The following is a 12257-nucleotide window of genomic DNA, read 5'->3' as shown; positions in this document are numbered from 1 at the left end:
CTGACACTATAAACCAAGTTTAATGGCTTGATGATTTATCAAATTTTCTTGCAATTCTTTTAATTCTTTAGGAATGGTTTGCTGCTGAATAAATGAAATAAAAGGGTCTATCACTTGTGTAGTGATACCACTTAATCCTTCAAGTGCTGCTAACGCACAAAAAGGGACATAATGTTCCGAATATCCACCTTCATGTATAGCCACGACTCTGCCATGACAAATATCTTGTGCTAAAGCAACAACACACTCCATCATTTCTCGATAACTTTGACTATGAAGCTGCATATGTCCAAGAGGATCAAAGGTATTCGCGTCATATCCGCTGCCAACAATAATGACATCGGGCTTATACATCAATAGTGATGGGATCACAATTGTTCTTAATGCATACAAATATTCATCATGCCCACATCCCGGTAATAATGGAATATTAATATTAAAGCCAAGCCCTTCGCGGCTTCCTTGCTCCTCTATCGTACCAGAGTGAATAGGAAAGCAGTTATCTTGATGCAGAGATATAGTAAGGACTCTATTATCGTTATAAAAAATAGCCTGCGTACCGTTTCCATGATGAACATCCCAATCTAATATCGCCACCTTTTTAGCTGAACAATGTTCTAGTGCATACTTAGCGGCAATACTACTGTTTGCAAGATAAGTCGCCCCCATCGCGCTATCCGCTAATGCATGATGCCCTGCGGGTACACATGCTGCATAAGCCCTATTTAAAGACCCCTCCATAACATGATGTATAGCGGCCTTGGCTTGACCTGCGGACAGTAGTGCGATTTGGTAACTACCGGGACCAAATGGAGCTTGTAATCCCAGTTCCCCGCCTTCATTCTCACTAAGCTCAATAAAGTTATTTAAATACTCCTTAGTATGAACAAGCGCAGCATCGTGATAAGTAATTGGGGGCGCGCTATAAGAAAATAAAAATTCATTTATTCCGCTAACGTCAATTAATGATTTAAAACGACGAATACAACTTGCAGAACTGGCACCAAATTCATTAACCGCAAAAGGTTGCATCCAATTCATCTGATTATAAGCTAACGGGGGAGCTTTATGGTTTTTCCCCCATAAACAATATTCATGATAAAAAAAGCCTGTTTTAATCGTGGAGTCTTTAATATTACAATGCATACTATCCCCTTAATTAATTACTCGATATTGCCAGTGATAGCAACAAACTGATTTATTCCTATTTATTGCTTATAGACCATTTTTCCATGACAAATAGTTGCTATAACACTCGTTTCTCCGATTTGATGACTCGGAATAGTAAATATATCGTGACTCAATATTTGTAGATCTGCCCATTTTCCGATTTCTATAGAGCCTCGTTCATGTTCAAGGTGTTCCTGTTTAGCACCATTTATAGTGTACATACGAATAGCATCTTCAATATGACAAGCTAATTCGGGCTGATAAATTTGGTTATTTTTCGCTTTTCTTGTAAGTGTAAATTCAAGACCTTTTAACCAATTGAAAGGAAAACAACATGCATCTGAACCCGCTGCAACGACGACGCCTTCATTAATGTAAGCTTGCCAGTTAAATAAATTAGAATTATATGTATCAGGCATAATTTGCTTAATATTATCGATAATGCTATACCCAGCAATAGGTTGACAAGATAATAAAATATTATTTTTTGCCATTGTTTTCGCATTATCGATAGTGAGATCATCACCGTGAATAATAAAGTGCCGTAAATCTCTATTCGGCATTATCTCTTCAGCATAAGCAAAGGCCTCTATTGCAGCATCAATAGTTTTTCCACCTATAGCATGAATACCAACCTGCCAACCTAAACGATGTAACTCAACAATCGTTCTTTTTAGCTCAGTAATTTGTTCTTCAACGGTATCACCCTGAAAAGTTAATTCACCGTGATAATGGTTATGGCTTTTCCGAATACAAGGAGAGCTATCACCAAATAATTTTATAGTATTTATTTTTAGCCAAGATTTATTAATATTCGTTGGTAATTCAAACTCTTCGATACCCGCGATAATATGTTTAAAACTGTGAATCCCATCCTTAGCTGCAAATAGGTTTACACTAACGCGTGTCAATAATTTATTTTCATCATAAAGCTCTTTATAGAGCCGAATAATCCTCGAGCTCCATGCACCATGAAATAAATTATCACCACCGGGTCCTAGAATATCTGTATAACTGGTTATTCCATTTTTTAATAAATGACTCTGGATGAGTAAAATGTAGTTTTTCAGAGCCTCATCCGATAGCTGAGGTAAGTATTTTCCAACAAGATTCATCGCCCCCCACTCGGAGATAATCCCTGTCGGCTCCCCTTTTTTATCTACACCAATACGACCGACCTCTTTAGGTAAATCGATTAACTCTTTCCCTAATCCCACTAAGTCGATAACATTTTTATTGACAATTAGGTTATGTAAACTGAAGTCACTGAAAGTAGCAAGTTTCCCCTCCGTTTTTTTTGTTAGATAGTGACTATCCACAATAACGTTGTCTTGATTATCATCGATTAATTCAAAGGGGCATCCAATGCCGTATATCCATTCCTTATTGTTATTCATGAGCACATGCGCATCTAGTTTGCTATCAAATTCATTTTTCCCTTTGCTTTCAAATAAATCCAAAAAATCACCTGAAATTAACATGCCTGTATGTGTGGCATGAATATGAGCATCATTTGCAGCAGGTAAAACAAGTTTCTTGTTTGCATCAATAACCTGAGTTTGTACACCGATTTTCTGACTAATATCATCGTTGCTGCCAACATCAATAATACGTCCTTGTGAAACAGCAATGGCTTCTGCAAATGAAAATAAGCTATCAACCGTAGCCACTTTAGCGTTAATAATGACTAAATCTGCTTCTTGATTCATTATAAACACCTTAGCTAGGGATATAGTTTAGTGGATAATTTAATGCATTTAAGGAAATAATATTCGCTCCCGCCGGAATATTAATCATGACATTTGTATCAGATATATTTCCCCAACCTTTCCCAGTTGTTGTTTTATTATCCAAGTCATAAACAAAGACAAATGATAGGTCGATTAATAATTCTCGCCAAGTCACGATATAAGTCGAGTCATCAAACTTATAATAGCTCGCTTGGTCACATCCACCATCCCCCTTTCTTATTCCATTAATCACATTATAACAATACCAATGTGAGTTAATATAAATATGCTCATACACCGTCGGTGAGGAGTTCGAGTAGCAATATAACGCACGTGTGCCAATCAAATCACTAGTGACAAATGGATACTCACAACGATCAATTTGATTATTTCCTGTTAACACGACTGCTGGTGTAAAATATTGATGGTAGTGAGAAGCTAATTTCAAGGCGATGGGCTTATTTTTATCAGGCAAACTCGTTGGTTGATACTGAGTCAGAATAAATAAAGCTTTATTAGATTTAAAATCTACCGTAATAGATAACGTAATTTCAGTGTTTTCAGGGAATAATAAATCAATAAAGTACAGGTCATTCCTAACCTCAACCACTTCATAATTAGCGACACTAGGAATAAAAATGCCTTGATGTTTAAAACCTTCAACAGTGCATGTTTTATGGTCAAAAAAGAGCTCAATAATCGAATTCTCAGTTTTGAATTCAATACCAGTCAAATCAAGTTTTTGACTTTGAGGCAAGCGATTATGGGCAAGTTCACTATAGACAACTTCTGATTTTAATTTGGCATCTTCGGTGAACGTTTCATTCACCATTTCTTCAGAAAGCTGCCATAATTTTTGTGCAAACTCCTCATCCAATACCCATGGAATAACACCCGTTCCCTGCCGAGTATCGTCATTGATTTGAGAATAGTTGCAATGTTCTAAAAACACCCCGCCTTTATTAGCAAATTCGGGATGACACAACGCCATAATCTGTGTTGCAACTCCCGCTTGGAGTGATTTTACAGGCACTTTATTCGTATCTTGCTTCTCGGCTAATTCATTAAAATCATCATGCTGTAAATGCATATGAAGATGAGTATCCAGAATAATACCGGGAGCAACCGCAAAAGCACGAACATTATAATTTTTCCAACGCCTATCAAATTCGAGTGCGAATAACACATTAGCTGATTTAGATTGGCCATATGCAGTCCAACGACTATAAGCTCGATAAGTAAAATTCGGATCCTTTAGATCCACATTACTTAACCGGTGAGCTCCCGATGTCATGACAACAACTCTTGCACCCTTTAATAAACATGGTGTTAGTTTATTTATGAGCAAAAAATGCCCGAGATGATTAATCGCGAATTGTTGTTCAAACCCATCGACTGTTGTTTGAAAATCTGTTGCCATTATGCCCGCATTAGCCAGTACCCCATCTAGTTTTAATGCTTCTAAGAGAAACGCTTTTGTAAAACGCCTAACATCATTCAGAGATGATAAATCGAGTAACTTAATATCAAATAATGTCTTATCAAACTGCAAAGAAAGCTCTTCAATAAGTTGTTGTCTTTTTTCTTCTGTTCTTACCGTCAGAACCACATATCCTTCATGACTTAATATTGCTTTAGCCGACTCCTTACCTAAACCTGAGTTTGCTCCTGTAATTAAATATTTTTTACCCTTAAGTGACACGCCATTTAATACTTCACTCCATGTCGTATATACATGATAATTATTTAAGCTATTTACCATCGTTATCCCTTATATTTATTATTTTTAAAAATTATCTTCACAATAATTACCATCGATATAACCAGTAATATTAAATTCAGTAAGAACATGCTAGAAAAGCTGACCCTTTCAATAAGCATACCACTCATCATAGGGCCTAAAGCGATACCTAACCCTAACGTTAATGACGTAAGATTCATCACATTACCATCCACTTCATATTCAGCGGCAATACTCATCGTGAACGGTAATATCAACGTCCATATATATTTAAAAACATAGCAACTAACAATGACAAATAGCGTATTAACATTTAAATACATTGCAAGTACTGCGGCGATGAGAAAAATAAAGCTGGTGACAAAAACTAAATTGACTTTTTTACTGAATAGAATCGATGTTCCTGCACCTAATATCCCTATCATGCTAGCTGAACCTAAGATATTGTAGATTGTTGATAGCTCCACATTGATTGCTTTAAGATATCCACCAATAAATGTCCAAACACCTGCAATCACAACATTGAATAAAAAGATAGCAAACAAACAAAAATACATTTCACTTTTAAAAACACTTTTACTGGCAACACCTTGTGTTTTCTCTTTAAAAATCTTTTCTTCTTTCATCCGCCAAATAGAATCTATCCCCTTTGTCAGGGGTAACACACAGACGAGTAATATTGATATAAAAATATATGCCGATATTATTCCGTAAGTATCAAGAAAAATGGGAAGAATAAAAAGACCTAAACTGCCTAAGACGATTTGGCTGAATAAAGAGATACTGAATGCACGATATGCGTTTGGTAACAATGCCATACAGGAGTTAGTAATGATAAATATTGTCGACCCAAAGATGGCGACTAGAATTCTGATCCCGATATAGAGATTAAAATTATCTTTAATGAAAAAACCTGAAGCAATATTCAATACTGAAACTAATAAAATCATGACGATATAGATATGGTACCAATTTATCTTTGTTTTTAACCAAAAAAAGGCTAGCACATTGGCTAACATCCCAGTTAAAATTTCTATCATATAGATAAAACCAACTTTTTCTGGGGAGAAACCAAGTTCCTTATCCATTTGTAACGTAATTAACGGAGCCCATAAAAACATCATTGGAATAAAAATTCCGCCGATAATAGGTGCAAGATAGATTTTCCATGTTGATAATGGCATTTTTTGAGACTTTATAGAACCGACAGATTCACTCATATCACCCTCTCTTATTTTCCATTTTCAATCATATAAATATAAATCAATAATTTTTTTAATAGCTAAACATGACAACTTTTTGTTTTATTACGCCACTTTTTTAATATCCCCATGAATTATATAAGATTAAACTTCATAAATATTAACCCCTGCGTTTAACTAAAAATAAAAAACGCACCAAAAATATTTTTTCGCTTAAAAAACAAAATACAATGACAATTCACAACCATATTATCTAGGCACTAAAAAAATGACGATATAAAAAACCACATTAATAATATCAAAGCAAACTCAATAACTATTTAACCGTTTAATTTTAAATAACCTCACTTTAAATACGTAAATACACCATTTTCAGATTGCTTAATATTTATCACAAAATATAACTATTATGGGCTTAGTCCTGAACTACGTTTTTGCCCTTTTATTATTTATAAAAAATAAAAATCAATTAATTTACTCAATCAATATTGAGGTATAAAGAATGGCTAATTCAATTATTAAACATACTAAAAAGCTGTTGGCATTAGAGATATTTTCGATATTAACTGTAAGCTGTTACATTCCTACCATCAATGCGTCTCCCCTTTTTGACGATGCAACATTAAAAGGTGGAATCTATTATTGGCAAAGGGATAGAACAAGAAAAGAGTTAAATCCAAGTAGTGATAAATATGGTGAGTATACTGATAACCTAAGACACTCCTCATTAAATGCGGCATTGGACTTTTCCTCTGGTTATCTTAACGACTTTATTGGTTTCGATTTTGCTGGATTTACTGCTATTGAATTATCGGATGGTGGCCCTGCCGCCCCTAACGAAATTGGTTTTAGTGATGCGAAAAATGTTTGGGATGAAAAATGGACCGGTGATCGTAGTGGGTTTACGTTTACAACCGCAGCAACTAAATTAAAAATGGGCCCGTTTTGGGCTAAAGCAGGTTATATACAACCGAGTGGACAAACCTTATTAACACCGAACTGGAGCTTCTTACCAGGAACATATCGCGGCTTAGAAGTTGGGGCTGAATTCGATACTGACGCTAGCGGTAAATTTAATATTTCATACATGTGGACAGATGAGTATAAAGCGCCATGGTATCGAGAGATGGCGGATTATCGTGAAGCAGATGCAACCACGACGATTGATTATTTACACTCCCTAGGCGTCAAATATGATGCCAAAAATAAATTGGTATTAGAGGGCGCTTTCGGTCAGTCAGAAGGCTATATGGATCAATACTTCGCTAAAATCTCCTATGCATTCCCACTTGCGGAACGTGATTTAAGAGTTTCGTATCAGTTTTATGGTGCACAAGATAAAGATAATAGTGGCGGGGTTAACGATGTCTATGACGGTTTAGCATGGCTACAGGCATTTACCTTAGGCTATACCTATGATTCTCTAGACTTTAAGGTAGAAGGAACGATGGTCCATTCACCAGGCCGACAAGGATACTTTTTATCACGCATGACATCTGCCTATAGCTCATCGAATGGTCGTTTAGATATATGGTGGGATGGCCGCTCAGACTTTAACGCTGATAATGAAAAAGCATTATTTGCGGGGGTCACCTATGATTTATCCAATTGGGATCTGGCAGGTTGGAAAATTGGAACCTCTTATATCCATGCTTGGGATGCAAAACCAAGTAGCAATCCAATTTATGATCAAAGCCAACGTATCAGAGAAAGTGCATGGAATGTTGATATAGGCTATACCATTCAGTCAGGGAAAGCGAAAGATACCTCATTCAAATTACATTACACCCGCTTTGATAATCATAGTGATATTCCAAGCTGGGGAGGTGGATTTAATAACATCTTCCAAGATGAAAGGGATATTAAGTTTATTGTAATGGCGCCATTTACGATTTTCTAATTAGCACGCACATTTTAACTTTTCTCCCTTTTGAGCGCGCGAGTTCTCTCAAAAATGCGCATTGCCTCATCTAAAATACCGGCCATCACTATATGGTCGGTATTTCCCCATTCTTATCACTATTCTCTATACCTTAAAACAGGCTATTATTTTCTCCGTTCACGACTGTTCAAACAAAAGTAGCTAATGCGTGAAAAATAGATAATGATATTTAAATCTCAGGCGAACCCGAGCTATTATGCGAAATATTCTTCTTAATCGAATTGATCATATACAGCGTGATGTTTTAGCTATTGGTACCGATTATCAACCTAATGTACTGCTAAATTCACATGTTCATAGACGTGCGCAGTTTTTATACGGTGCAACAGGTCTCATCGAGGTTAGCACCCGTGATGGTGAGTGGGTCATCCCTCCTGACTGCGGTGTATGGATCCCTGAAAACACACCACATGAAACGAGAATGCTAAATGTGAGTACGCGCAGTCTCTATATCGAACCACATGCGGCACCACGACAACCGCATAAATGTGAAGTACTACGTGTTTCTCCTTTATTACGTCAGCTATTACTCGAAGCCGTCGACATCCCGCTTGAGTACGATCTCCATGGCCGTGATGGTATTTTGATCCAGTTGATCTTACATGAGATTTCACGTGCAGAGCCTTTACCTTTTTTTGCACCCGTTCCTCAAGATCCCCATTTAGCAAAGTTGTGCCTAGCATTCCTACAAGATCCGAAAATCACCTCATTACCTCATGAATGGGCAAAACAATTACACAAAAGTGAGCGTTCATTTAGTCGCTTTTTTGTGGCTCAAACGGGTCTCTCTTTCTCTGAATGGCGTCAACAGGCTTGCTTGCTTAGAGCCATGACTGATATTTCAGCCGGTAAATCAATTACCGAGGTTGCTTTTGGCTTAGGTTATAACAGTGCGGGGGCTTTTTCAGCCATGTTTAAAAAATGGCTAGGGCAAACGCCCTCAGATTTTATTCAACATATAGGCAAATCCACGCGGGTTGGTTGAGCCGTAGGTTAACGCTAATTTGGGGATGATAAGCGAAACGATTGTTTATCATCGAATAGACTCCGTCACATCACCTCAGTCTAGATTCAAGACACACAATACTTACGGCTCAACCAAATACTTGTATTTCTGAACCAACATCAATCATAGGTCGCAATCAACCATGCCGAACCTTGATAATCGCCAGCTACCGCATTTTTTCCTTGAATACGGCTGGTCACTCTTATCGTATCTAATTGATGAATTTCTAATGTTAAACTTTGTCCTGTCTGCCCTGTTGCTTCATCCGTTAACGTTAATTCGCTATAGATAACATCATTGCTATTTAAATGGCTTTTCAATGGCAAGCGTTTTTGCGGATCACTGTCTTTCGTATAATCTAGACGCAAGCGAATATTGGTTGATGACTTAAACTTACAGCTATAAAAAATTTTTTCTGTCACCGTGCTATCGTAATTCAAACTATTTAATTTACCATGACGTAGGCTCACCGTTTCTGCCTGACCGGTGCTTGTCGTCGTCGTGCAAAGAGAATCAATATGAATTTGGGAAGCTGCTAATCGTAAAGGCACCGTCGTTTCATTGATTGGCCAGCTATCATATGGAGGTACCGTTCTATTAGCAGTAAACGCTCTCACATAGCCCCCTAAATCCATTGCATTGATAACTAACTGCCCATCAATAATTCTTTCACCAATATAGAATGTTAGCTTAATAGGAAATTGGCTATAAAATTGGCCAGATGGAAAGACATCACCACCAAAACCATTGGAGCACACTGCCGCATCAATATTCACCCAGTTCATTAGGTTTGTTTCAACGGTCATAATTAAGTTGCTATTGATTTGATAAGCCGGTTTGCCTTCAATATGGGTGCCCGCCATAGGTGCATACATAAATAAACGGTGGAATGCGTTATCAGACGGAATATTGGTCTCTTTTTTCCCCCATTGCCTTCCGTGGCACCTAACCTGCCCAGAAACGCTGACATCTTTACTCGCGCTATCAATAAGCATGGTATTACCGATGCGGTAATAATTTTTACCATTAGAACCGACTATCGGTTTCGGTATTAATTCACTATCACGTTCTAATTTGATCACATAGCCTGTATTCGGGTCGACGATTTGTGCTGCATAGTCAGCTATAGCCTCAAAGCTAATCGCGATGAATAATAAAGCGATTATTCCTTTACCATGCCGAATTCTGACACGAATACCGCCATAATATTTAAACTTAAACATAACCGCGATTCCCATTAGTCATAGGTCACCAAAATAGTCATAGCAGAGGTAAACTTACCTACAGCTAATCGCTCCGAAGGGATAGTGCTGATTAAACGTGCTTGTAAATCAGCTCTATATTCGGTGGCGCTGATTTTTTTAGGATGAATTCGTTGCAGCTTATTAATATCCAGTACATGTACTGCTCCCTCCGTTATTTCATTAAACAGGATCCCTAACCCTGCCGTTGTGGTCGCTAACAATGTCTGTCCATGATGTTGTAATGTATGAGTACCTTTAGGATTTAAAATAATCGCTAGGTTTTTATTAAAATCACAACCTGAAAGATGAATCGGAAAATCTTTATTAATATGCGTGTTATCTAATGCTTCAGGCTTCATACTTCCAAAATCTATCGTCAGTTGTGAGTCATTATGTTCACTATGAATATTACAGCTAGGCGCCACCATAGTTGCATTAACTTCAACTAACACATCAGATTGAGCTAATGTGCTCATTAAAAAGCAAACGGCGATTATGGTACTGTCTCTTTTCATTACTCATACTCCACCGAAAATGTCGCTGTCCCCTTAAAATCACCAACCTTTATTTTTTCAGTCGCAGGCTTGCGTACAAAGACACCAAACGTTAATTGTTGCTGGTCATTCACCACTGAAACAACACCAATATCAATAGGTTGATTCCAAACAATAAGCTGATTATTTTTATTGGCTTCAGTAATTCCAAGCAACGCACCACTTTGACCTTGTGTCATTAAATAATGATGACCGCCAATATTGGTTAGTTGCTGGCTTTGCCAGGTAAATCGAATCGTTTTATTCAAATCAGATTGACTGCATTTATTAATCGCAATAAAGAAAGGTTGTATTTCGCTGGCGCCATGCTCATTAATATATTGCCAACGTAAATTATCTAGCTTAATTTGCTTATTAACGGATTCAGTAGCAATTTGGCATTTGCTGTGCACCAGTTCACCGCGAAATTGCACGTCTAATTGTGGATAACAAAATGCGTTTTTTGGCATTAGCACTAACATGATGACAACAATAAACACGTTATTCATAGCTAACCTCCAATCTCAATATATGCTGATTTTCATTGAGAATAGGCAGTGGTATTTTATTATTTCCATGCGTTAGTTGCGCTGCTGAACGTTTAAATTTTTGCCCCTGCAAGACATCATAAAATTGCAATTTAACGGGCGTTTTAACCGAACTATCAGGAATATCATTTTCATGAAAAATAACGCCAGCCCCACATTCCGTTAAAATAACGTCAGTATTCATGGCTAAATTACAAGGGGCACTAAATAATGCTGCATTAACCTTAATCCACCCTTGTCGTGGCTGTTCATAATAGGTTTCTTCCGCGGGTGTATTAGCGACAGGCGTTGCAGCTTGAGTCCAATTGCTCACGACACAACTCAGAATAACCAACAATAACCATCTTCTTTGATGTTTCATTATTGCCTTCCCCCTCGACTATCTTGTTTGAGAAGCGTGACTACAGCTCTTTTGTCACTGTGCAAACATCACTAACACACTGAAAAGCCAGTGTAGGTTTGCCACCATAATCATTGATATAGGTAAGATAGGGGGTTGCTAATTTGGAGGATGCCATATCGTGCGTAGATCTTGGTGGCACCATCACGACATCAAAATGGCTTTTTTCTGATTGCGTTTTGCTATCGCCTAAACCAATCACCGTTAAATGAAAAGGGGTCAGATTGTGTAGTTTATAGCCTTTTGTCGTTCGAGTTAGTGTGACCTTATGAGCCCATCGCGTTTCTGATTCCGCCAAAATACGGGTAGGCCGATAAAACAACTTAACACGAGACTGCAACGCAATTTGTAATGTATTCCCTTCCGTGGATTTTGGGGGAACTTCCCGCAGATTGAAATAAAATACCGACTCTCTATCTTGAGGTAACTGCGCAAGCAAAGGCGTTACACTCAATCTCACTAAGCTATCACTGTTTGCTTCGACTCTCTGCAAAGGTGGCGTTGATAAAATTGCCCCTTTGGTTAATTTATTTCCCTGTAAATCCTCAATCCAGCTTTGTGCTAAATAAGCTTCTTCAGGATTATCATTCGTGATCCGGATATTGATAGAACGTTCGCTTCCGGGAAAAATAATTCTTGTTCGGTCTAATGTAATGGCGCTATATGCACTCATCGCAACTGACATTGTTAGCAAAAAACAGCCCCATAATAGCCCATGATGTAACTTTAAATTCAACATAA

At 37.6% G+C, this 12257-nt stretch carries 11 protein-coding genes; 2 read left to right on the top strand and 9 right to left on the bottom strand.

All coding sequences use genetic code 11. The annotated features are described in order from the left end of the window. Positions 1–6: 6 nt before the first annotated feature. The 4 genes from G3341_RS02310 to G3341_RS02295 all read right to left on the bottom strand — a co-directional run bounded on the left by G3341_RS02310 (position 7) and on the right by G3341_RS02295 (position 5861). A complete protein-coding gene (locus G3341_RS02310; RefSeq protein ID WP_163860613.1) occupies positions 7–1146 on the bottom strand; it encodes a class II histone deacetylase in 1140 nt (379 codons plus the stop codon). A 62-nt stretch (positions 1147–1208) separates the two neighbouring features. After that, positions 1209–2879 (bottom strand): amidohydrolase, encoded by a 1671-nt coding sequence (locus tag G3341_RS02305; RefSeq protein WP_163860612.1) that lies wholly within the window; start codon positions 2877–2879, stop codon positions 1209–1211. Between the two features lie 10 nt (positions 2880–2889). After that, the gene (locus G3341_RS02300) at positions 2890–4662 is read right to left on the bottom strand and encodes an SDR family NAD(P)-dependent oxidoreductase (RefSeq protein WP_154624237.1); all 1773 of its coding nucleotides are present in this window, start codon (positions 4660–4662) and stop codon (positions 2890–2892) included. 2 nt (positions 4663–4664) lie between these two features. Beyond that, positions 4665–5861: an MFS transporter gene (locus G3341_RS02295; protein WP_163860611.1), complete on the bottom strand. Its 1197-nt coding sequence runs from the start codon at positions 5859–5861 to the stop codon at positions 4665–4667. A gap of 484 nt (positions 5862–6345) precedes the next feature. Between G3341_RS02295 and chiP the strand changes: the two genes are divergently transcribed. Together chiP and G3341_RS02285 are read left to right on the top strand one after the other, a co-directional pair. Beyond that, entirely contained in the window at positions 6346–7743 is a 1398-nt protein-coding gene (gene chiP, locus G3341_RS02290; RefSeq protein WP_163860610.1) for a chitoporin ChiP, read from the top strand. A gap of 238 nt (positions 7744–7981) precedes the next feature. Beyond that, on the top strand, positions 7982–8770 hold the full coding sequence (locus G3341_RS02285) for an AraC family transcriptional regulator (protein ID WP_154623379.1): 789 nt from the start codon (positions 7982–7984) through the stop codon (positions 8768–8770). Between the two features lie 140 nt (positions 8771–8910). Here the strand turns inward: G3341_RS02285 and G3341_RS02280 are convergent, their stop codons facing one another. The 5 genes from G3341_RS02280 to G3341_RS02260 are packed head-to-tail and all read right to left on the bottom strand — an operon-like array spanning position 8911 to position 12255. Further along, entirely contained in the window at positions 8911–10014 is a 1104-nt protein-coding gene (locus G3341_RS02280) for an adhesin (protein WP_244316468.1), read from the bottom strand. A gap of 14 nt (positions 10015–10028) precedes the next feature. Next, on the bottom strand, positions 10029–10550 hold the full coding sequence (locus G3341_RS02275) for a fimbrial protein (protein WP_163860609.1): 522 nt from the start codon (positions 10548–10550) through the stop codon (positions 10029–10031). Beyond that, positions 10550–11077 carry a fimbrial protein gene (locus G3341_RS02270; RefSeq protein ID WP_163860608.1) on the bottom strand — a complete coding sequence of 176 codons (528 nt, stop codon included), beginning with the start codon at positions 11075–11077 and terminating at the stop codon, positions 10550–10552. The genes G3341_RS02275 and G3341_RS02270 overlap by 1 nt, the downstream gene beginning before the upstream one ends. Beyond that, positions 11070–11477, bottom strand: a complete 408-nt coding sequence (locus G3341_RS02265; protein WP_163860607.1) for a fimbrial protein — start codon at positions 11475–11477, stop codon at positions 11070–11072. The genes G3341_RS02270 and G3341_RS02265 overlap by 8 nt, the downstream gene beginning before the upstream one ends. 40 nt (positions 11478–11517) lie before the next feature. Continuing rightward, positions 11518–12255, bottom strand: coding sequence for a fimbrial biogenesis chaperone (locus tag G3341_RS02260; protein ID WP_163860606.1), 738 nt, complete (start codon positions 12253–12255; stop codon positions 11518–11520). Positions 12256–12257 lie beyond the last annotated feature (2 nt).

This window comes from Providencia vermicola, from assembly GCF_010748935.1.
GTDB lineage: Bacteria > Pseudomonadota > Gammaproteobacteria > Enterobacterales > Enterobacteriaceae > Providencia > Providencia zhejiangensis.
The sequence above is the reverse complement of the archived record's forward strand: the minus strand, read 5'-3'. Positions and strand labels throughout refer to the sequence as shown.

What these genes read in the sequence shown, in the direction of transcription:
- G3341_RS02285 (WP_154623379.1), top strand. Translation starts at nt 7,982, where the DNA reads ATGCGAAATATTCTTCTTAATCGAATTGATCATATACAGCGTGATGTT.
- G3341_RS02260 (WP_163860606.1), bottom strand. Translation starts at nt 12,255, where the DNA reads ATGTTGAATTTAAAGTTACATCATGGGCTATTATGGGGCTGTTTTTTG.
- G3341_RS02265 (WP_163860607.1), bottom strand. Translation starts at nt 11,477, where the DNA reads ATGAAACATCAAAGAAGATGGTTATTGTTGGTTATTCTGAGTTGTGTC.
- G3341_RS02295 (WP_163860611.1), bottom strand. Translation starts at nt 5,861, where the DNA reads ATGAGTGAATCTGTCGGTTCTATAAAGTCTCAAAAAATGCCATTATCA.
- G3341_RS02280 (WP_244316468.1), bottom strand. Translation starts at nt 10,014, where the DNA reads ATGTTTAAGTTTAAATATTATGGCGGTATTCGTGTCAGAATTCGGCAT.
- G3341_RS02270 (WP_163860608.1), bottom strand. Translation starts at nt 11,077, where the DNA reads ATGAATAACGTGTTTATTGTTGTCATCATGTTAGTGCTAATGCCAAAA.
- G3341_RS02310 (WP_163860613.1), bottom strand. Translation starts at nt 1,146, where the DNA reads ATGCATTGTAATATTAAAGACTCCACGATTAAAACAGGCTTTTTTTAT.
- G3341_RS02305 (WP_163860612.1), bottom strand. Translation starts at nt 2,879, where the DNA reads ATGAATCAAGAAGCAGATTTAGTCATTATTAACGCTAAAGTGGCTACG.
- chiP (WP_163860610.1), top strand. Translation starts at nt 6,346, where the DNA reads ATGGCTAATTCAATTATTAAACATACTAAAAAGCTGTTGGCATTAGAG.
- G3341_RS02275 (WP_163860609.1), bottom strand. Translation starts at nt 10,550, where the DNA reads ATGAAAAGAGACAGTACCATAATCGCCGTTTGCTTTTTAATGAGCACA.
- G3341_RS02300 (WP_154624237.1), bottom strand. Translation starts at nt 4,662, where the DNA reads ATGGTAAATAGCTTAAATAATTATCATGTATATACGACATGGAGTGAA.